Origin of the sequence: Nonomuraea sp. B1E8 (assembly GCF_039871515.1) — a bacterium.
Lineage (GTDB): Bacteria > Actinomycetota > Actinomycetes > Streptosporangiales > Streptosporangiaceae > Nonomuraea.
This window is the reverse complement of the sequence record NZ_JBDPLS010000001.1, coordinates 1,081,633-1,102,038: the sequence shown is the minus strand read 5'-3', so window position 1 is coordinate 1,102,038 and position 20,406 is coordinate 1,081,633. Positions and strand designations below refer to the sequence as shown.

Here is a 20,406-nt window from a genome sequence, read left to right as displayed (position 1 = left end):
CCTGGCCAGGAAGCTGGAAGACGCCGCCGAGACCGGCTGGCTGCCGGCTCCGAGCCAGATGGTCTGAAGCGGGGTCGCTCGCGTTTCGCTGACGTGGATCACGCGATCTCTGCTGGACGCCGGTGGCTTCGGCGTCCGGTCAGGTCGAGGGCGTCCGGATCACTGTCCCTGCCAGAACGGGTCCCGGCCGATGAAGCCCACCAGCCTGGTCTGGACGTCCGAGCCGGCGGGCACCTCGACGCGGGCGCCGTACTGGCCGGAGGAGCGGAGAACCTCCTCCATCTGCTCCATGCCGTCGAGGAGCTGAGCGCAGAAGTCGGGGTCGAGCCGGTCGTCCTGGCCGGTTGCCCTGGACAGGTCCCAGGTGTGCATGAACACGTCAGCGGTGTAGAACCGGTCGATCGCGGTCGCCAGGGGCAGGCTGCCGATGTGCGGGTTGGTGAATGTGCGGTGCTCGGTCTCCGGATCGTCCAGCACCGCCTGCACAGCGTCGTTGTGCACGTGCCACGCGGCGACCGGGTCCTTGTCCACCGAGGGTCCGCGGCGCAGTTCGATGCCGGAGCCGGAGGCCAGGAACCCGGGGAACCACTCGGTCAGGTGCCGAACGATGTCGCGGGCGGTCCAGCCGGCGACCGGGGACGGCCCGTCCCACGACTTGGTGGCGCGGACCCGGTCGGTGAACAGCCCGGCGATCTGCCGGTGTCGCTCGGCGGGGTGGTCAGACAGCGCCATCGATGATCATCCTTTCCAGCTTGGCGTAGCCTTCATCGACACCGACCTCCATACCGCTGCGCAGCCACGCGTCGCGGCCCTCGAAGCTGTCGACCAGCGACTGCGACCGCAACCGCGTACGGCCGTCGCCCAGGTCCTCGAACCACAACGTCTCCAGGGTGACTCCGTCGGGGTCGCCCTCGAAGGTGAAGGTCTGCACGATACGGTCCGGCCGTACCTCGTGGAAGCAGCCGCGGAACCCGTATTCCGTGCCGTTGTGCACCGAGACGTAGCGCCAGCTGCCGCCGGTGTGCGCGTCCCAGTGCTCGATCCGGGTGGCGGTGTCGTCGGGGCCCACCCACCGGGCGAACAGGGCGGGATCGGTGTGGGCGCGGAACAGTTGCTCGGGCGTTGCCGCGAAGTCACGAGTCGTTCGGATGATCGGCACCCCCGGGTCGGCTTCGATGGCCGTCTCCTTGGTCGTGCTCATATGGTTCGTCTCCGTTCATTTCCGCGAGGACGGCGTCGAGGCGGCGGTAGCGCTGTTCGACGCGGCGCCGGTGGCGCTCGATCCAGGTGTCCATCAGGTCGAAGGCCTGGGCCTCCAAGCGCACCGGCCTGGGCTGCGGCCCGTGCGGCCGGCTGACGAGCCCGGCGTCCTCCAGCACCCGCAGGTGCTTGTAGACGGCCTGCAGCGTCATCCGGTACGGCTCGGCCAGCTGGCTCACGGTCGCGTCGCGTTCCGAGAGCCGGGCCACCATGTCGCGCCGCGTCGGATCCGCGAGGGCGGCGAAGACGCGCGACAGCGTGTCCGTGGTCATCGGCTCCTCTACTTTCAACTCAGTGGTTGAAACTGTAGAGGCGAAGGCATCAGCCCGTCAACCTCAAGGTTGAAAGCGCTGTTCGTGCCTGCCCTGCCGCGCCTCGTGCAGGGAGCCCTACCCTGCTCGCGGGTGTCCGCCCGGGTGCTAGGGCAGGGCTGGGACGGCGGGCTGGGAGTTGGTCCAGCCGACCTTGACCAGCGTCGTGTTGTGCGTTTTGCCCCCGAGTGTCTTGCCGTCGTGCGTGACCATCTGGTCCCGTGACAGCAGCACCATCGTGCCGGTGTCCACGATCAGCCTGATTCGGGACGAGCTCGTACCGCTCTTTCCCTTGCTCGTCCTGTCGATCACGACTGCGGCGCCGGATCTGCCCAGGGTGTCCTTCGCGTTGCCGTCGGCGCGGACGCCCGGCATCGTCAGCAGCGCCTGGTAGGCGGCGGCGCGAACCTGCTTCGGGGCGGGTATGGAGTACAGGATCTCCGGCAGGGAACCCGCGACCCAGCCGTCGAGGGAGCCGTCCGGCACGCGGCTGACCTTGCCCGCCCTCCTGAGCCAGTCCTTCAGGACGTTCGGGTCGGCGGGCAGGCGCTGCACCTCGTCGTACGTCAGCCGCTGCTGCGCGAGCCCGAACGAGTTCTTCTTCCGTACGGGGTTCACGCTGCCGTTGCTGGGCTTGGCGGACAGCTTCACGACCTTGCCGTCGATCGACCTGCTCCACGTGGACGGGGAGCCGTCACGCCGCCACGCCTCTTTGTCCGCCGCGCTCTTCGGTACTGTCCCGAGCTCGCGGAATCCGAACCACGCCCTGCCGTCGGGCGCCTGCCAGTCTTCCGAGATCCGCCGCTGTACCAGCGAGTAGGGGTCCGGCTTGGAGCCGAACCGCCAAGCGTGGGTGGTCGTCATCAGCGCCCGGGAATGCCAGTAGGCGCCCTCGGGCGGAGCCGCCGCGGCCGCCGACGGCGCGCCGATGAGAGCGGTGGCGCCCACGGCCAGGCCGATGCCCAGGGAACTCAGCCGCCGGATCGGTGCGGTCGCGAACTTCATAGGGTTCCTCCGTGGATTCGATGTGACGATCTGCAATACGCCTGGGACCGCCCGGATGGTTGCCCGTGGACCTTTCTTCGCCCGGCGGGCAACGCTTTGGGGCGGCCGAGGCGTACTAGAAGGCGTGAAATCGGACAGACAGTGGTGAGCGGCGTGGAGCACGAATTCAGCGCTTTCGTGGCCGCGCGTGCCACGAGCCTGCTGCGGGTCGCCTATCTCGCCTGCGGTGACGAGACAGAGGCCGAAGACCTGCTGCAGACAGCGCTGGAGCGTACGTACAGGAGCTGGGACCGGGTGCTCCACGACAGCCCCGAGCCCTACGTGCGCCGCGTCATCATCAACGCCGCCATCAGCCGCGCCCGCCGCCGGGCCATCCTCAACATCATCCCGATGCACAGCCCGCCGGAGAGAGCGGCCCGCGCGACCGACGTCGACCTGCGCCATGTGCTCATGGAGGCGCTGCGCGCCCTGCCGCCCCGGCAGCGCGCGGTGGTCGTGCTGCGGTACTGGGAGGACCTCAGCGAGACGCAGACCGCTGAGGTGCTCGGATGCTCGGTCGGCACCGTCAAGAGCCAGGCGTCGAAGGCCATAGCCAAACTCCGCGCGGCGCTTGGCCGTCAATCGGTGGAAGGAGTGATCAGGAATGCCCACGCTTGAGGAAGAGATCCGTCAGATCATGGCGGACGAGACCGCGAGGCTGCAGGCCGCGCCCGACCTGGCGGAGCGGGTCATGCGCTCCTCCCGCGGCAAGCGGAAGAGGACCAGGGTGGCGGCGCTGGCCGCGTCGGTCGCCGTCATCGCCGCCGCGCCCATCGGGTACGTGACCGTCGGCTCGATGGCCACCACCGGGCCGGAGCCCGCGATCTCCGCGGTGCCGGAGCCCACCACCTCCGCGACGCTGGAGCCGCCCGCCATCGACGACACCCCGCCGGCCCCCTCCCCGACGCCGGACTTCGGAGACCTGGGCGACGGGAAGGAGTTCGGGCACGTCAAGGTGGGTTATCTGCCCGAGCGGCTGAAATGGTCGAACTGGTCGCTGGACTTCGGCGACCGGTACACGACCTCGTACAACTTCGACGGCGACAGGAACGGCTTCTACTGCGTCCAGATCTACATGTACGAGGAAGCGGCCGTCCAGGAGGTCGACGACCGGATCAAGCAGTACCGCGACGAGGACGACGGTGAGGAGATCACCGTCGGCGACCGCACCGGCTACCTGGTCATCCAGGACGTGGGTGAGGACGGCATGAAGGGCACCCCCACGCTTTTCCTCAGGATGGGCGACCGGCAGCGCGCCGAGATCATGTTCAGTCCCGTGTACGCCAAGGAGTTCTCCGGCGCCGAGGCCGTCAGCGCCGAGCTGAAGAAGATCGCGGAAGGGCTCACCTCGACCCTCTGACCTCCGCCGGGGCGGGAACACATGATCAGGAGGCGGTGCCGAGATCGATCAGAACTGCTGGAGCCCGAGCCGCCAGGCGAGGAGCCCGTCAGGCGCGTCCGCCCGGACGAAACCCGCGCCGACCAGTTCTGCCTCGATCACGTCCCGTACGGGCCGGTAGGCGTAGCCGGCGATCTCCTCTTCGCTGATGACCTTGTCGTTTCCCGTGACCCGGTAGACGTAGCGGGCCTCGCACCTCTCCCCGTCCGACTCGGTGATCTCCGACAGGATGGTGTACGTGTGCCGGCCCACCTGCCGTGCTTCCAGCTCCTCGAGGGGACTCGGCGCCGGGGGCCCGCCGTCGCGCCAGGTGAAGACCAGGAGGCCGCCGGGTTCCAGCTGGGTCGCCAGCACCGGCCAGAGCCGCCTGCGGTAGTCCGGATCCAGGGCGTACAGCACGTTGATCATCACCATGGCCTCGACCGGCTCGTCCAGGTCCACGCTCAGCGCGTCATAGGGCAGCACGGTCACGCGCTTGAGCAGCTCAGGACGGGAGTTCAGCCGGGACAACAACATCCCGCGCATGCCGGCCGAGGGCTCCAGCGCGAAGATCTCGGCCGGTGTCCAGTCGGCTATCGAGGTGGTGATCAGGCCGCTGCCCGCACCGATCTCCAGGATGCTCCGCTGGACCCCCGTGAGAAGCGAGGGGAGCTTCTCACGGATGCCTGGCACATGCCCGCTCTCGTGGAACAGGTCATAGAAGGGGAGGGAGACGAAGTCGGTCATGGCAGGCAACGCTACGCGAAAGACCGGTCATGGCTCAGCTCCAATGCTCAGGGAACCCAGCAGCGGGCGGGAAGGGCCTTTTCTCTGGTCCCGCCCGCGCCGTCAGGCTCGACGAACCATGCGTTCCGGTCGGGGAGCACGCTCACGACCTCGTGCAGCCCGGTGCCCACATAGTGGAGGGCGACGCCGTCCTCGGTGGCGTACCCGGCCGGCAGCTTCACCACGCTGCGCCTGGAGGTCGCGCTCAGCCGCGGCCGGATCCCTGCCCGGCCCGGCGCGTCATCTCGGTGATCCAGATGGGCGCGAACGGAGACGTGCAGCCCGGGGAGGTCGGGTAGTCCTTGAGCACCTCCAGGCGCTCGCCGATGTCGATGGCACGGGCGCGGAGTCCGGCGTGTTCGATCCCGATCTGGGCCAGGCAGGTGTTCATCGCCCACTGCAGGCGGTCCGGGGCGTCCTTCATCTCCGCCTCGATGACGTCGAGCAGTCCGGGGAGGTCGAGGCCTTCGGGCTGCTTCGCCACGCGGTCGGCGGTCAGCGCCCAGCCCGCGCTCGCGACCGCCGGATCCGGGTCGGCGAACCAGGCCAGGCGCAGCTCCTCGGCGTGCGGGCTCTTCTTCACCACGTAGTTCAGGAGCCAGTCGTGCACCTTGGGCGTGCGCGCCTCCCGCATCATGACGTCAAGCTCGTCACGCTCGAACGCCTTCGGGCGGCAGATCAGGAGCGCCAGCAGTCGTGCCGCGGTGTCACCCGTCTCCCAGAGCCGGCGCGCGAGCTCCTGCTGCGTCTTCAGCCGCTTCGCGAGCGCGCGCAGCTTGCTGAGGTTGACGCCGTGGTCGTCACCGTGTCTCTCGTTGACCGCGCGTGCCTTCGGGTCCTCGAGCCCGGCCAGTTCGGCCAGCACCTCGCCCACCGTCGTCTCGGCCACCTCAGCCTCCCGTCCGTCACGTGCGCGATCGAGCCTACGACGGAAGCCGGCTTCCTGTCGTGCGCGCCCGTGCTCGTACGGCCTCCCCGCCGGGCTGCAACCGGCGCAGCGCCTGCATGGCGTCCCTCTCGATGCGTGAAAGATCGTGCAGGATGGCGCCGGCCTGCTGGAGGTGCCCGGCGTCGCCGCTCTCCCCGGCCTTCGCGATCAGGGCGGACACGTCGGTCCACAGCGTGGCGGCCTCGGCGTACAGCCGGTGCCCTGCGCGGAGGTCGTCGTCGTCGATCAGCCGGGTGCACTCGTCGAGGAAGTCGCAGTAGAGGGCCCGGAACAGGGCGCCGCCGGTGCCGCCTCTCTCCATGAGCAGGGCGGCCTGCGGCAGATCCTGCCGCGGCTCGCCGGCCCGCCCCAGCCATCCGGGCACCTTCTGGCCGGCCTTCGCGATGCCGCGGTGGCCCAGGTTCGCGATGGGGGCGGCGAGGAAGGCGTCGGCGCAGTGCCTGATGGCGGGGATGATCTGCTCCTGCCAGGCGAGCGGGTGAGCCGGCAGGGTGATGGTGAAGGATCGGTTCCTGGCGGTCATCGGGCCGCGTTCGGCGCGCGCCCTGGCGAGGCCGGCCCGGCTGGTGCGCACCGCTCCTCCCTGCTGGTCGGTGTCCACCAGGTAGGCGTCGTGCTCGTCGTAGCCGTACATGGCGACGACGTGACCGCCGAAATGCACCTTGGACCGGAAATAGTCAAGATGGTACGAGTCGAGCTGGAGGCCCACGGGCCGGCCGGCGTCGATGGGGGCGGCCACGTTCTCCCACGCCTTGCGCGGCGAGGCGGTCTCCTTGACCAGCAACGTCAGCCCCAGCCTGGCGGCCAGGTTCCTGGTGAGGTCGAAAGGCCTGACGCGGCCGGCGAGAAAGGGGAAGGCCATGCTCTTGCCGTCCCAATAGAGGAACGACAGGCCCGAGCCCAGCCCGAACAGCATGGGCTCGGACAGGTCGAGCCCCTCATGCCGCAACAGCACCCCCAGCGCGGTCGTCTCGCAGTGGTGCATGCCGCGGGCCTCGACGCCCTTCACGATGGTCATGTGTCGCTCTCCTCATGCGGACGCGGCGTACGGCCGCACCCTCCCGCCGGGATACAGCATGAGGCCTCCCATGGGGGGAGAGTCCAGCCGCACGGACAGCCCGGCGAATAATAAGTAAAGCTTCTTGTTGACAACGAAACGGCGCTGGGATTACATCCTGTTGATCGGGGGGCAAGGACCACACACCGGAGGTCTCCATGCGCAAACCCCGGCTCCTTCTCGCGGCCACGGCCCTGCTCGTCACCCTCACCGGCGGCCTGGTTACCGGCGCCCCACCGGCCGAAGCCGACATCGGCCCGGTCACCTGGTCCGACGAGTTCAACGCCGCCGCCGGGACGTCCGTCGACGGCTCCAAGTGGAAGTTCGACATCGGCGGCGGGGGCTGGGGCAACAACGAGCTGCAGTATTACACCGACTCGACCCGCAACGTCTATCACGACGGGCAGGGCCACCTGGCCATCACCGCCCGCCGGGAGAACCCGTCCAACCTGCAGTGCCACTACGGCACCTGCCAGTACACCTCCGGCCGGATCCTGACCGCCGAGAAGTTCACCCAGACGTACGGCCGCTTCGAGGCCAGCATCAAGATCCCCCGGGGCCAGGGCATCTGGCCCGCGTTCTGGATGCTCGGCGGGCGCAACTGGCCGGGCGACGGCGAGATCGACATCATGGAGAACATCGGCAGCGTCCCGAACACCGTGCACGGCACCGTCCACGGCCCCGGCTACTCCGGCGGCAGCGGGATCGGCGGCAGCCGCACGATCGGCGGGCCGCTCGGCGACGCCTTCCACAGATATGCGGTCGAGTGGTCACCCAACCTCATCGTCTGGTATCTGGACGGTTCGGAATACTTCCGCATCACCCCGGCCGACCTCCGCGGCAACCAGTGGGTGTTCGACCACCCGTTCTTCATGATCATGAACGTGGCGGTCGGCGGCAACTGGCCAGGCCCTCCCAACGCCGGCACCACGTTCCCGCAGACGATGCTGATCGACTACGTCCGCGTCTCCGCGTGGACCGACGGCGGGCCGGGATCCGGCACCGCGCTCAAATCCAGCCTGAACGGCCGCTGCATCGACATCCCCGGCGCCGACCCCGTGGACGCCGCCCCGCTGCAGATGTACGACTGCAACGGAACGGTCGCCCAGCAGTGGTCCATCAACGGCGACGGCACGGTCCGCGCGATGGGCAAGTGCATGGACGCCGCGGCGGCCGGCACCGCCAACGGCACGCCGATCCAGCTCTACACCTGCAACGGCACCGGTGCCCAGCGCTTCACGCTCAGCCCGGCCGGCGACCTCGTCAACATCGCGGCCAACCGGTGTGTGGACGTCGTGGACCGCAACACCGCCAACGGCGCGCGGCTGCAACTGTGGGACTGCACCGGCGCGTCCAACCAGAAGTGGACCCGTGCCTGAACGACGTTCCCGCAGGACCGCCGGGTGGCGCGTGGTCACATGAACTCGATGACGTTCAGGGTGGGCGCGTGCAGCAGCACCAGGGCGTTCTTCGCCTCCTCCTGAGGGGTGCCCTTCGGGGCGAGCACCGACGTGACCAGCACATAGCGGTCGTTGTGGTCCACCAGCCCGCCGCGCACCTTCCCCGGCGGGTCGGCGGGCCCGCCGGGGACGAAGCGCAGGTCGGTCCACGAAAGCCGGCCGGCCGCCGCGCGGGCCGCCCCTGCGTCGGCGAACCTGAGCAGGTGACCGCTCGCCTGCACGACGCCGTCGGAGGTGACGAAGGCCGTCTCGATACGACCCAGGCAGCCGAGCCGGCGCAGCAGGCGCCGCTCCTGGTCGCCGGCGCCGCCCGCCTGGCAGCCGGCCTCGTCGTCGAGCACCCTTCCCGCCGTGCGGCGGAAGCCGCCCGAACGGCCGGTGGGGGAGCGCACGCTGAACTCGGTGCGCTCGTCGTAGAAGGTCGCGAGGGCGAACGGGGGCCGCTGCAGCTCCTCGATCTGCCGCTGTACGGCGGGCACGGTCGCCACAGCTACGAGTGCCAGCCCGGCCAGCCCGAGCAGCGTGACCAGGCCGGCGCGGCGGAGGCGCTCGGCGATCACCCAGGACCTGTCGGGGACCGGCGGCCACGTGCCGGGCAGCAGCGGAGCCTGGGCGCGCACCACGACCGTTCCGGCCCTGACGTCGTGGCCGCACCGCCGCAGGTCGCGATCCTCCAGCATCGTCCACAGGTCGTCCACGGGGTCGGAGTGCAGGCTGCGGATGTTGAGCCAGCGCCGCCACGCCGTGCTCCAGCCGCGGGCAGGTGTCCCTCCGGGGTGGTGGACCACGCGGAGCCCGACGATCCGCTGCCCGGCCGTGCACCCCCACCAGGCGACGAGGATGATCCGGAGGAAGACGGAGGAGCCGGCGATCACGACGATCACGACGGTGAGCACGGCGATCGGCCCGCCGCCCGTGATCTGGTGGGCCGGCACCGACGGTGCCAGCATGACGGTGATGACCGTGACGCCCCACGCCGCCACGAGGACGAGCAGGTCGAGCAGGCGTCCGGCGATGCGACGGGGCGCCGAGGCGACCAGCAGCACCGGCCGTACGCCGCCCTCCGACACCTCCGCGATCTCCTCCGGAGACGCGCCCGGCCGGACGAACACCGGCGCGTCGGGGCTCTCGGTCACGGCTCACGACCATAACCGCCGCGATCACGACGCGGAACCCGCCCGTCAGGGCCGCGTCAAAGGTCCAGCACCCCCACCGTCTCGCCGTCGCTCTCCTCGCCCGTGGGATGGAAGCCGAGCTTGCGGTAGAAGCTCTCGGGGCCGTCGTCGCCGGGGTGCCAGGTGACGTACATCCGCGTGCAGCCGCGGCGCCTGAGGTGCCCGGCCACGGCTTCGACGGCGAAGCGGCCGACCCCGCGCGCCTGCGCGTCGGCCGCTACATTGAGCCGCCACAGGCCCGACCGGAAGTCGACCCCCTTGCCGTTCCAGTCGATGTCGAGGAAGGCCATGAGGAATCCCACGGGACGATCGCCGTGGAGGATCAACCTGGGCCAGGCGACCTGCTGGTGGACGTACGCCTCCGCCAGCGACTTCGCCACGGGCGCGACGAGCCGTTCCTGGTCGGGGCGGACCCGCACGGCGAGGGCCGTCTCGATGTTGGCAGGGGTGATCGGCACCAGCCGGAGGGCGTCTGCGGTCATGGGAGAACGATAGGTCAGGGTTGCTCGGCCGGTCGCGAGGTCTGGATCAAGGATCTTCGAGGCGGGGCTCCGTGACCTGCTGCGCTTCCTGATGCGTTCCTCGTGAGTGGTCCGGGGCGTCCCAGGACGAAACGCTGAGGAAACGCGCGCCGCCCTACACATGACTCCGGGTGCCGCGCGTGGCGGAGGCGTTCCCAGCCCGGCAGGGCGTGCCTCCCGGGCGGACCCGCGAGGGATCACGGTGGGAGCCGTCGAGGTGTCGGGTCGTGCCGTGACGCTGCGTGTGGAGGACACGAGTGCGCGGGAGTGGGACGCCCTTCATCGGCGGGCGTGTCGTCGATCTCGGCGTGGCCGTGCTTGAGGTGGGGAGATACCGCCCGGTACGCCTACGCCGAGAGGCCGGCTGGGGGAGGGCGGAGGGCGAGGACGTGATCCAGCTCGTCCTGCCCGTGCGCGGCACGGTGAGCGCGACGTGGGCCGGGCGGCAGGACACCGTGACGGCCGGCGATCTCTACGCGCACGACCTCGCCCGGCTCGACGAGATGGTTCTGCGGGCCGACGGGCGCGGCGGCCTCGAGGTGGCCGTGGTCACCATCCCGAAGCCGGTGCTGCCGCTGCGGGCCCCGGCCGTGGACGCGGTGCTCGGGCATGGCGTCTCCGCCGACGGCGGGGTGTACGAGCTGTTGAAGAAGTTCATCGAGGCACTGTCCGACGAGAAGCTGTCGCTCAGCCCGGCCGACGGGCAGCGGCTGGGGATGGTGCTGGTGGATCTCGTGTCGGTGTGCTTCTCCAGCCTGCTCGAATGCGGACCCGGCGGGCGGGAGAGCTACCGGCGGCAGGACCTCGACCGGCGGATACGTGCCTACATCCAGCGCCACTTGCACGACCACCAGCTGTCCCCGCGCTCCGTCGCGGCGGCGTACCACATCTCGGTGAGCTACCTGCACCGGCTGTTCCAGGACCAGGGCGACACGGTCTGCGGCTGGATACGCGATCAGCGGCTGAGGTGTACCCGTCGCGACCTCGCCGACGCGACTCTGGCCGACGTCCCGATCCGCCAGATCGCCGCCCGGTGGGGCTTCGGCGCGCCGGCGGAGTTCAGCCGTACGTTCCGGAAGGTCTATGGCGAGTCGCCGCGGGAGTTCAGGTCCCGGACGGCTCGGACGGCACTGGAGTAGCGGCCGCGGACGTGTAGGCGGCGCCGCAGCACACCGCGGAGGCGAGGGCGCCGATCCCGCACAGTCCCACCGTGGTGGAGGCGGTGACGCCGAGTTCGGTGACCCATCCCGCCAGGAGGAATCCGCCGCCCTGGCCGGCGGAGATGCCGGCGATCGCGACTCCCATGGCGCGTCCGCGGTAGGCCGGCGCGACCCGCTGAATGAACATCGCGTTGAGCGGCGTGCTGAACGAGCATCCCAGGCCGCAGCAGAACAGCAGGGCGAGCACCACGGGGGCGGGCGGGTGCGCGAGCATGGGGAGCAGGGCGAGCCCGGAGAGCAGGGCGAGCGGCACCGTGACGCGGTCGCGAACGGACGGGCGCGTCCACCGGGTGAGGACCGCCGCCCCAGCCGCGTAGCCGAGGGCGATGGAGGCCATGAGCACTCCGGCGAGTGGCGGGCCGCCGCCCAGCTCGCGGGCGAGGGGATAGGCGATCGCCTCGGTGCTGAAGGCGAAGGCCGGCACCAGCCAGACCAGGAGTAGGCACTGTCGCAGCCAGGGGTCGGTGAACACGTGGCGCACCCCTGCCGCCGCGTCCCTGAGGGGTGACCAGCGGGCGTTCCCCCTCTCGGGCGCGGGCCGGGGCCGGATGCCCCGCCAGATGAGCGCCGCGGAGAGCGCGAATGTCGCGGCGTTCGCGAGCAGCGCACCTGCGGGTGTGACGAGCAGGACGACGGCGCCTCCGATCGCGAACCCGGCCACCTGGCTGATCTGGTAGGTGAGGTTGGTCAGGCCGTTGCCGGCGATGTAGGCCTCGCCGCTGAGCACGTCCGGCATCAACGCGGCGCGAGCGCTCATGAACGGCGGGGTGAACAGGTGCGCGAGGTAGAGCAGGGCGATCGCGGCGCCGATCGGCATGCCCGGCAGCGCCAGCGCCGCGACCAGTATCGCCCTGGCCAGGTCGCAGACGATGAGCAGGCCCCGGCGCGGAAATCTGTCGGCGAGCGAACCCAGCACGGGGCCGAGCGCGGACGGCAGGAACGCCGCGGAGAACGCGACCGCGGTGACCGCCGGTGAGCCGGTCCTGTCGAACACCAGAATGGCCACGGCGACGGACGAGAGCTGGTCGCCCATGTAGGAGAGCGCATAGGCCGGGTAGAGGTAGCGAAACTCCCGCACCGTGAAAAGGCCGGCGAAGGTGGCCATCACTCAGTCCGCGCGCTCGCGGCCGCGACGGTTCCGAGGACCGCCGGCCTTCTCGTTGTCGGCATGGCTTCACCATGCTGGGCGGCCGTTGCCGTGGGCAACGGCATGGAGTGCACAGTTCGTAGGCCAGGCGTGCACGCCGCCCACGGCGGCTGCGTGCGTGGTGAACAGCACTCGAGGACGGGACCCCGAGTGCTGTCGTCTCACCTGTTCCTACTGCCAGCCGTTCGTGCGCATGGCACTCCTCCCCTCGTCGTGAAGCGCTCCGCTCAAGCGTTTCAGGAGATTCGCGCCGTTGTCGTTGGCCGGGAGTCGCCAGGTTGTTGGTGAGGCGTGAACGGGCGGAACAGCGGCCCGGTCAGCCGTCGGGTGACGACTTCGCCATCATCGCGCGTTCCTCCCGGGTGGCGATGAGACCGGCCGGTGCGAAGATCTTGGACTCCTCGTACGGCGCCTCCGCGGTCGGCAACGTCTCCCCGCTCCTGATCACCCGGATCCACACCCGTAGCGCGTCCATGATCACGACGATGATGAGGATCGCGAACAGCGCGGCCAGGATGCCGTCGACGGTGGAGTTGAGCACGATCTGCTCCATCTCGCCCCGCGTCTTGGCGGGTGCGAGCAACTGCCCCTGGTCCAGGGCCGTCTGGTAGCGGTCGCGCTGGGAGAAGAAGCCGAGTGTCGGATCGGACGAGAACACCTTCTGCCAGCTGGCCGTGAGCGTGACGGCGGCGTCCCAGGCCAGCGGGATCGCCGTCACCCAGGCCCACTTCAGCCGCCCGCTCTTGATCAGCAGGGTGGTGGCCACGGTGAGCGCCACGGCGGCGAGCAACTGGTTGGCGATGCCGAACAGCGGGAAGAGCTGGTTGATCCCGCCGAGCGGGTCGTTGACGCCCTGGTAGAGGAAGTACCCCCAGGCGGCCACGACGACGGCGCTGGTGACGATGAGTCCCGGCCACCAGCTGACCCGCGAGATCGGCTTCCACACGTTGCCGATGGTGTCCTGGAGCATGAACCGTCCCATCCGGGTGCCGGCGTCCACGGTGGTGAGGTTTACGGCAGATCTTGGGAGTGCGCCCCTGACCCGGCAGGTCAGGGGCGCGTGGTCAACGGGTCATGGCTTCTTCCACGGCTCGAAATAGGCCACCGTGGTGAAATCGACCTCCGTTCCTGAGAACAGGTCCCCGGACGTCGTGCTCGATCCGGTCACGAAGATCCGCACCCCGGTGTCGCCGGTCGCGTCCACGGCGAGCGCGTGCGCGATGTCCGACGCGCCGGCCGGGCCGTCGTACTCGCCGGTCCAGACGGGCTCGCCGGTCGCGGCGTCGTAGGCGATCGTCACGTAGTCGACCTTCATCAGGAACTCGTCGGTTCCCGTCGGATCGTTCATGCCCTGGCCGGTGACGACGACCTTGCCGCCGTCCGGCGTCACGGCGACGTCCCAGGCGAAGTCCTGGTGGTTCGCCTTGCCGCTGTAGCGCTGCACCCACGTCCGCTCGCCCGTCGCCGGGTCGTAGGCGACCGTCGTGAAGTCCCCTCTGGTCCCCTCGCCCTCGGTGTTGCCGGTGACGTACACCGTTCCGTCCGGCCCCGTCGTGACGTCGTGCGGGGTGTCGCTGCCGTGCGCGGGGCCGTCGAAACGGTCCGCCCAGAGCTCCCCGCCCGTGGCGGTGTCGTACGCGATCGTGGTCATGTCGGTCTTCGTTTCCCCGGCGCTGGTTCCGATGACGAAGAACGACCCGCCGTCCGCGGCGACGGACATGCCGCCAGGGATGTCCCAGCCGTGCGCCGGGCCGTCGTGCCGGGCCGTCCAGAGCTGCTCGCCGGTGGCGGCGTCGTAGGCCACGGTTCCCCAGTCGGACCATCCTGTGCCGGGCGCGCCCTGGCTCTGGCCGGTGACCAGGAGCTTGGAGCCGTCAGGAGTCGTCTTGACCACCCGCGCGGAGTCGGTGCCGTCGCCGGGCCCGTTGTACTGCGCGACCCACTTCTGCTCGCCGCTGCCCGCGTCGTACGCGACCGTGACGTAGTCGTCCTTGCCGCCCACGCCCAGCGAGGTCATGCCGGTGACGTAGACGTGCGTGCCGTCGGGGCCGACCGTCAGGGCGTCGGCGCGGTCGGAGGCGTTCGCCGCCCCGTTGTGCCGCGCGACCCAGAGCTCCTCGCCCGTGGCCGTGTCGTACGCGATCGTGACGGCGTCGTTGCCGGTGTCCTGGCCGGCGCTGATGCCGGTGACGAAGAGCCGGGCGCCGTCGGGGCTCACCTCGATCCCCGCCGGCTCGTCGAAGGTGCCGGCCGGTCCCGCGTACGCGGTGCTCCACACCTCGGCGCCGGTGGCGGCGTCGTGGGCGACGGTCGAGATGCGCGCGCTGCGCACGCCGGGCTGCGAGCCGTAGCTCGCGCCGGACACGTAGACCCGCTCGCCCTTGGGGTCGAGCGCGATGTGCCCGGCGGTGTCCTCCCCGCCCGCGACCCCGTGGACGGCCGCCCACGCCTCGGGCACCGGCCGTACGACGACGGGCACGCGTACGGTGTGCCGGCGGTCCTTCCAGGTGAGCTGCCCGCCCACGTAGGCGTTCATGGGGGCGGTGGTCCTCTTGAGGGTCACCGTGAACGACTTGGTCTGCCCCGGCCGCAGGGTGAGCCGGCGCGGTTTGACCGTGACGTCGACACCTTCGAGCCCGGTCGTGGAGGCGGTGTAGGTGGCGGTGCGGCGGTCGACGTTGGTGACCTCGCGGGTCACCGTACGCGTGCCGGGCAGCCGGCCGACCGCGATGGACGGGACGTTCAGGTCGGCGGCCTCGAACGAGTGGCCCTTCCCGGCCAGGTGCTCGCAGGTCCGCTCCTCGACGCCGCTGGTCGAGCCGCACAGGAAGGCCAGCCAGTCCTCGATGTCGCTGTCGTAGACCAGCCCGGGGTCGGCGGCGCTGTTCGGCACGACGTGGCCGGCGCCCTGGCCGAAGATCACCGACGGGTCGTGGCCGGGGCCGTCGAGCACGTCGGAGCCGCTGGTCATCAGCGCCGACTTGACGGCCATCGGCGACCAGCGCGGGTGCAGGTCCTTCAGCAGCGCGGCGAGCCCCGCGACGTGCGGCGCCGACATCGACGTGCCGCTCGCGACGTTGAACGCGGACCCGTTGGCGCCCGGCGGCGCGTACGCGGCCAGGATGTCCTGGCCGGGAGCGGTCAGGTCGGGCTTGAGCAGGTCGCCGCCCGCGGCGGTCAGCGGCCCCCGGGAGGAGAACGCGGCCACGTACGGGGCGGGCGCGTCATCGACGATCTTCGCCTGCTCGATCGTGGCCGTCGCGCCGTCCGCGGCGGCGTGGTCCTTGACCGCCTGCCGGTCCTTCTGCGCGACGTGCAGCGTCGGCACGGCGTGCAGGTCGGCGTTGAGCGAGTTGTCGTCGGTGTTGGCCAGGATCATGCCGACCCCGCCCGCCTCGGCCACGGCGACGCTCTTGTTGGCGCGCGGTGTCTCCCCTCGGTCACAGACGACGATCTTGCCCTTGACCTTGGCCGGGTCGAGCACCGCCTGGCCGCCGTTGTCCCTGGCGGCGTGGCACTGCGCCAGCCGGGTCGCGTCCGCGCCCGGCAGCCCCGCGGCGGTGGAGTCGATGAGAGGCGCGGGCCCCGCCTTGACCGCCGCCAGCGAGGCGCCGCTCAGCGTGGTGCCGTCGCCGAGCGTGGCCGAACCCCGCGTGCCGCGGTCGTGCGTGCCCGCCGCGACCGTGGTCACCCAGGGGGACGGGTGCGCGACGGTGCTCGCGGCCGGGCCGCTGTTGCCGGCCGAGGCCGCCACGAACACGCCCGCCTCGGCCGCCGACAGGAACGCCACCTCGGCCGGGTCGAGCAGGTCCGAGCTCGTGCCGGAGACCGAGTAGTTGATGACGTCCACGCCGTCCGCCACCGCCTGGTCGATGGCGGCGACCAGGTCGGAGTAGAAGCCGTTGGCCGTGGAGGCGTCCTCGGCCGACCAGAGCGCCTTGTACGCGGCGACCCTGGCGCGCGGCGCGATGCCGCTGATCGAGCCGAACACCGCGGCCGGCCCGGTCACCTCGACGCCGTGGTTGCCCGCCGCGGTCGAGGCGGTGTGCGTGCCGTGGCCGTTGTAGTCGCGCGGCGACAGGTATTCCCACGGCATCGCCTGCTTGACGCCCTCGTCGCCGCCCCAGCCGGCGTTGAAGTGCCGCGCCGCGACGAGCTTGCCGTTGCACAGGGCGGCGGTCCACGACTCGTCAGGACTGCTCCCCGGGCATGTGCCGTGGAAGCCGGACACCTTGCCGTACGGCCTCCCGCCCGGCCCCGGGTCGGCGAAGCTCTGGCTGTCGGCCCAGATGCCGCTGTCGATCACGCCGATGACCAGGCCGTCGCCCGCGCCCTTGCCCCGCCGGCCGCCCGTGGGGCCGCCGAGTTCGTCCCACAGGCCGCCGCGCTTGTCGAGGCCGAGGAACGACGGCGTCGACGACGTCGCCACCGGCACCTTCCTGTCCTCGGTCACGGCCACGACGTCGGGCAGCGCGCGTAACCCGGCGGCCTGCGCCTCGGTCAGCCGGGCCGCGAAGCCGCCGTAGGAGTAGACGTAGTCGTAGACCTTCGTGCCGCCGCCCACCTTCTTCAACGCGGCGTCGTGCCTGCCGCGCAGGTGGTCGGCGTACCTCGTCACCTCGCTGGAGCCGGGGTCGATCTTCTCGCCCTGCTCGGGCTTGGTCTCGGCCAGCCCCGCGACGTCCCCTTCGTAGGTCGCCACGGGGTCGGGGGTCATCTGCACGATGTAGGTCTTCTGCTCAGCCGAGCCGGCCGCCGCGGTGGCCTGGCCCGGCGCGGTCACTCCGGCCAGTGCCAGCCCCGTGAGCGCCGTGGCCGCCGCCAGCCGGCGTCTGAACGTCGTGAATCCAGGAGATCCAGGAGATGTGGACAGGTCCATCGTCGCCCCTCAGTGCGTCGCCGCCGATCACGCGGACGGTCGAGACGCTAGTGACGGGCGGGGAAGGGGACATCCGTAACGCATACGGATTTTTGACCATCACTCGATCCGGTAGCCTGTTAAAGCTGATATATCGCCATCGGGGCAGGTGGGAGGGTGAAGCATGCCCTCCGGCCAGGCCCGCGTCGCCCCCTCAGGCTCCCTGTCCGACGTCCTCGTCGGGCGCCAGGCCGAGCTCGCCCTGCTCCGTACGGTCATCGCCGCCCCGCCGTCCCTCGCCCTGGTCGAGGGCGAAGCGGGGATCGGCAAGAGCCGGCTCGTGGGAGAACTGCTCGCCGCGCCGGAAGTGCCCGGAGCGCCGGCCGGGGCGCTGAGGAGGGGATCGGCCCGGGTTCGCACGCTGGTGGGACAGTGCGAGCAGCTCCAGGAGCCGCTGCCGCTGTCGCCGCTGCTCGACGCCTTCCGCCTGGCCGGCGACGAGCTCGCCGCGTCCCGCCCGGCCAACCCGGTGATCGGGGCGCTGGCGCCGCTCCTGCCCGAGATCGCCGAGCACCTGCCGCCGCCGCTGCCCGCCTTACCCGACCAGCGGGCGGAGCGGCACCGGGTGTTCCGCGCCGCCGTCGCGCTGCTCGACCACCTCAGCCCGCTGGTGCTCGTCCTGGAGGACGTGCACTGGGCCGACAGCGGCACGCACGACTTCCTCGCCTTCCTCGCCGCCCACCAGCCGCGCGAGCTGTCGGTGATCCTCACGACCCGCACCGAGACGGGCCCGCTGCCCATCCGCGAGGCCCTGGCCAGAGCGCCGTCAGGGCCCGCGCGGGCGATCAGCCTCACGCCGCTGAGCCCGCCCGAGGTGGAGGAGCTGGCGGGCGGCATCCTGAAGACCGATCTTCCGCCTGCGTTCGCCGCGCCGCTCCACGAGACGACCGGCGGCATACCGTTCGTCGTGGAGGAGGTGCTCCGCACGCTGCTGGAGCGGCTGCCCGCGAGCGAGATCCCCGGACGCCCCGACGTGCTGGCCGGCCTCGCGGTCCCGACCGTGCTGCGCGACGTGGTGGTGCGGCGCCTGACCTCGCTCGACGAGCCGGCGCGGGGAATCCTGGGGGCCGCCGCCGTCATCGGCGTGACGCCCGACGACCGGGTGCTCGCGGAGGTCACCGGCCGCGACGGGGAGGAGGTCGCCAAGGCCCTGGCGACGGCGCAGGCGGCCGGGCTGCTGCACGAGGAGGACGGCCGCTGTCGGTTCAGGCACGCGCTGGCCCGGCAGATCGTGTACGAGTCGGTGCCCGTCTCCGGGCGGCGCTGGTTGCATCTCAGGACCGCGCAGGCCCTGGAACGAGGGCCGGGCCCGAGGCCCGTGGCCCGGCTCGCCCATCACTACCGGCTCGCGGGCCGCACGGCGGACTTCGTCGGCAACGCCGAGGCCGCCGCCGACACGGCGCTCGCCCACGGCAACGACGCCACCGCGGCGAGGTTCCTGCTGCAGGCGCTGGAGACCGGCGAGCTGTCCAGCGACGTGCGCGTGCGGCTGGCCGTCAAGCTGGGCCGGGCCGCGGTCGACGGGCTGGCGCACGCGGAGGCCGTACCCATTCTCGAACGCCTGCTGGCGACCGAGCCGCTCCCCGCACACCTGCGCGGCGAGCTGCGCTTCGCGCTCGGCCGCCTGCTGCGCCAGCAGGGCGAAGCGCGGGCGGGCTACCTGCAGATCGAGGGCGCGGTGGAGGACCTCGGCGACCGGCCCGCCCTTCTGGGACGGGCGCTCGCCGTGCTCGCAGCGCCCGAGACCGTCCCCGACCGGCACGTTGACGAGCACGCCGCCCGCTGCGACCAGGCGGAGCGGGCGGCCCGCCGCAGCGGCGACCGCGACGTGGACATCGCCGTACGCATCGCGCGGGCCTCGCTCCTGCTCGAACAGGGCGAACCGGGCAGCTGGCGGCTGATCGACGACCTGCTGCGTGACGACCGGCTCCGCGCCGTGCCCAGGGAGCACGCCCGCGCCTGCCTCAACTGGGCGCAGGGGGCACTGCACATCGGGCGGCTCGACCGCGCCGAGGCCCTGCTCGCCGAGGGCCGCCGGGTGGCCGACCAGGCCGAGTACCTGCGCGTGGCGGAGGTCGTCGAACTGGTCGCCGCCGCCGTGGACCGGGCCGCGGGACGCTGGGACGGGCTGGAGCCCCGCGCCCGCCGGCTGGCGGGCCCGTCGGCCACGTTCGCGGCGGCGTTCCTGGACTCGCGGCTGCTGCACGGCACGCTGCTGGCGGCCATGGGGCCGGTCGAGAACGCCGCGGCGTGCCTGGGCGAGGTGATCGCCGTCGCCGAGAGGGTGGGCGCGGTCTGGCCGCTCATCCCGGCGCGGATGGCGCTGTCGCGGCTTCTGCTCACCCTGGACGACCCCGCGGCCGCCGCCGAGCAGGCCACCGCCGGGCTCGCCCTGGTCCGGGCCAAGGGCAACTGGGTGTGGGGCGCCGAGACCGTGCTGTGCCTGGTGGACGCCATGGACGCGCTCGGCGAGGCCGGCGAGGCGGCCGGGCTGGTGGCCGAGCTGGCCGCCGGCATCGAGGGCGCCGGCGCGCCGGCCGCGCAGGCCGCGCTGCTGACCGCGCGGGCCGTCCTGGCCTGCTCGCGGGGCGACGACCCCGAGGCCGACCGGCTGCTGGACGCGGCGCGTGCCACGGTGGGGGAGGCCGGGCTGCGCTACGACGAGGCCCAGGCCGCCGAGCGGCTGGGCCGCCTGCGCGGCGCCGCGGGCGGCGACTGCCTGGAGAGCGCGCTGCGCCTGTACGGGTCGATGGGCGCGGACCGGGACATCGCGCGGGTGTGCCGCGCGATGCGGCAGAACGGCGTGCCCATCCCCTACCCGTGGCGGGGCGGGCGGCCCTCGCACGGGCGCGCGCTGTCGGCGCGGGAACGCGAGGTGGCGCTGCTCGCCGCCGCGGGCAAGACGAACCAGGAGATCGCCACGGAGCTGTTCCTGTCGCGGCGGACCGTGGAGAGCCACATCTCCAGCGTGCTGCGCAAGCTGGGCCTGCCGTCGCGGAAGGAGCTGCGCGGGCTCGCCCTGCCGGCCGGGTGAGCCGGGCGCGGTGAGCTCCTGCGGGAACCCGGGTGCGCGTGATACCGGGGGCTGCTGGGGGAATTGCGCGGTTTACGCCATGGACATCCTTACGTCAGGTTGTTACGTTCTCTGGCAGATGACAACGATGTCATTCCTGGTCCCCC

General features: G+C 71.5%; 18 protein-coding genes. 5 read left to right on the top strand and 13 right to left on the bottom strand.

Annotated features, from left to right (window positions below):
• Positions 1-159: 159 nt before the first annotated feature.
• The 4 genes from ABGA98_RS05190 to ABGA98_RS05175 all read right to left on the bottom strand — a co-directional run bounded on the left by ABGA98_RS05190 (position 160) and on the right by ABGA98_RS05175 (position 2,576).
• On the bottom strand, positions 160-732 hold the full coding sequence (locus tag ABGA98_RS05190; protein ID WP_347616989.1) for a TIGR03086 family metal-binding protein: 573 nt from the start codon (positions 730-732) through the stop codon (positions 160-162).
• The gene (locus ABGA98_RS05185) at positions 719-1,201 is read right to left on the bottom strand and encodes an SRPBCC family protein (protein ID WP_347616988.1); all 483 of its coding nucleotides are present in this window, start codon (positions 1,199-1,201) and stop codon (positions 719-721) included. Before ABGA98_RS05185 ends, ABGA98_RS05190 begins: the two co-directional genes overlap by 14 nt.
• Positions 1,134-1,532 (bottom strand): metalloregulator ArsR/SmtB family transcription factor, encoded by a 399-nt coding sequence (locus tag ABGA98_RS05180; RefSeq protein WP_347616987.1) that lies wholly within the window; start codon positions 1,530-1,532, stop codon positions 1,134-1,136. The genes ABGA98_RS05185 and ABGA98_RS05180 overlap by 68 nt, the downstream gene beginning before the upstream one ends.
• 147 nt (positions 1,533-1,679) lie before the next feature.
• Positions 1,680-2,576: a hypothetical protein gene (locus ABGA98_RS05175; RefSeq protein ID WP_347616986.1), complete on the bottom strand. Its 897-nt coding sequence runs from the start codon at positions 2,574-2,576 to the stop codon at positions 1,680-1,682.
• Positions 2,577-2,729: 153 nt separating this feature from the next.
• On the opposite strand from ABGA98_RS05175, the gene ABGA98_RS05170 reads away from it, so the two are divergent.
• Together ABGA98_RS05170 and ABGA98_RS05165 are read left to right on the top strand one after the other, a co-directional pair.
• Positions 2,730-3,233: a SigE family RNA polymerase sigma factor gene (locus ABGA98_RS05170; RefSeq protein ID WP_347616985.1), complete on the top strand. Its 504-nt coding sequence runs from the start codon at positions 2,730-2,732 to the stop codon at positions 3,231-3,233.
• The gene (locus ABGA98_RS05165; protein WP_347616984.1) at positions 3,220-3,975 is read left to right on the top strand and encodes a hypothetical protein; all 756 of its coding nucleotides are present in this window, start codon (positions 3,220-3,222) and stop codon (positions 3,973-3,975) included. Before ABGA98_RS05170 ends, ABGA98_RS05165 begins: the two co-directional genes overlap by 14 nt.
• A 48-nt stretch (positions 3,976-4,023) precedes the next feature.
• Here ABGA98_RS05165 and ABGA98_RS05160 read toward each other — a convergent pair whose 3' ends face one another.
• From ABGA98_RS05160 to ABGA98_RS05145, 4 genes are read right to left on the bottom strand one after another with little or no spacing between them, the layout of a single operon-like run.
• Positions 4,024-4,740 carry a class I SAM-dependent methyltransferase gene (locus ABGA98_RS05160; protein WP_347616983.1) on the bottom strand — a complete coding sequence of 239 codons (717 nt, stop codon included), beginning with the start codon at positions 4,738-4,740 and terminating at the stop codon, positions 4,024-4,026.
• A 47-nt stretch (positions 4,741-4,787) separates the two neighbouring features.
• On the bottom strand, positions 4,788-4,964 hold the full coding sequence (locus ABGA98_RS05155) for a hypothetical protein (protein ID WP_347616982.1): 177 nt from the start codon (positions 4,962-4,964) through the stop codon (positions 4,788-4,790).
• Between the two features lie 20 nt (positions 4,965-4,984).
• Positions 4,985-5,668, bottom strand: a complete 684-nt coding sequence (locus tag ABGA98_RS05150; protein ID WP_347616981.1) for a DNA alkylation repair protein — start codon at positions 5,666-5,668, stop codon at positions 4,985-4,987.
• A 34-nt stretch (positions 5,669-5,702) separates the two neighbouring features.
• Complete coding sequence (locus ABGA98_RS05145) at positions 5,703-6,746, bottom strand: BtrH N-terminal domain-containing protein (RefSeq protein ID WP_347616980.1); 1,044 nt, start codon at positions 6,744-6,746, stop codon at positions 5,703-5,705.
• A 197-nt stretch (positions 6,747-6,943) separates the two neighbouring features.
• Between ABGA98_RS05145 and ABGA98_RS05140 the strand changes: the two genes are divergently transcribed.
• Positions 6,944-8,164, top strand: a complete 1,221-nt coding sequence (locus ABGA98_RS05140; RefSeq protein ID WP_347616979.1) for a family 16 glycosylhydrolase — start codon at positions 6,944-6,946, stop codon at positions 8,162-8,164.
• Between the two features lie 35 nt (positions 8,165-8,199).
• Here ABGA98_RS05140 and ABGA98_RS05135 read toward each other — a convergent pair whose 3' ends face one another.
• Together ABGA98_RS05135 and ABGA98_RS05130 are read right to left on the bottom strand one after the other, a co-directional pair.
• Positions 8,200-9,381 (bottom strand): RDD family protein, encoded by a 1,182-nt coding sequence (locus tag ABGA98_RS05135; protein WP_347616978.1) that lies wholly within the window; start codon positions 9,379-9,381, stop codon positions 8,200-8,202.
• 56 nt (positions 9,382-9,437) lie between these two features.
• The gene (locus ABGA98_RS05130) at positions 9,438-9,902 is read right to left on the bottom strand and encodes a GNAT family N-acetyltransferase (RefSeq protein ID WP_347616977.1); all 465 of its coding nucleotides are present in this window, start codon (positions 9,900-9,902) and stop codon (positions 9,438-9,440) included.
• Between the two features lie 296 nt (positions 9,903-10,198).
• Here ABGA98_RS05130 and ABGA98_RS05125 point away from each other — a divergent pair, with 296 nt between their 5' ends.
• The gene (locus ABGA98_RS05125; RefSeq protein WP_347616976.1) at positions 10,199-11,080 is read left to right on the top strand and encodes a helix-turn-helix domain-containing protein; all 882 of its coding nucleotides are present in this window, start codon (positions 10,199-10,201) and stop codon (positions 11,078-11,080) included.
• Here ABGA98_RS05125 and ABGA98_RS05120 read toward each other — a convergent pair.
• From ABGA98_RS05120 to ABGA98_RS05110, 3 genes are all read right to left on the bottom strand, one after another.
• Positions 11,046-12,266, bottom strand: coding sequence for an MFS transporter (locus tag ABGA98_RS05120; RefSeq protein ID WP_347616975.1), 1,221 nt, complete (start codon positions 12,264-12,266; stop codon positions 11,046-11,048). The two genes, ABGA98_RS05125 and ABGA98_RS05120, sit on opposite strands and share 35 nt — an antisense overlap.
• A 358-nt stretch (positions 12,267-12,624) precedes the next feature.
• On the bottom strand, positions 12,625-13,362 hold the full coding sequence (locus ABGA98_RS05115) for a carbon starvation CstA 5TM domain-containing protein (protein ID WP_347617709.1): 738 nt from the start codon (positions 13,360-13,362) through the stop codon (positions 12,625-12,627).
• Between the two features lie 18 nt (positions 13,363-13,380).
• Complete coding sequence (locus ABGA98_RS05110; RefSeq protein WP_347616974.1) at positions 13,381-17,187, bottom strand: S8 family serine peptidase; 3,807 nt, start codon at positions 17,185-17,187, stop codon at positions 13,381-13,383.
• Positions 17,188-17,350: 163 nt separating this feature from the next.
• On the opposite strand from ABGA98_RS05110, the gene ABGA98_RS05105 reads away from it, so the two are divergent.
• The gene (locus tag ABGA98_RS05105; protein WP_347616973.1) at positions 17,351-20,260 is read left to right on the top strand and encodes an AAA family ATPase; all 2,910 of its coding nucleotides are present in this window, start codon (positions 17,351-17,353) and stop codon (positions 20,258-20,260) included.
• The last annotated feature ends 146 nt before the right edge of the window (positions 20,261-20,406 follow it).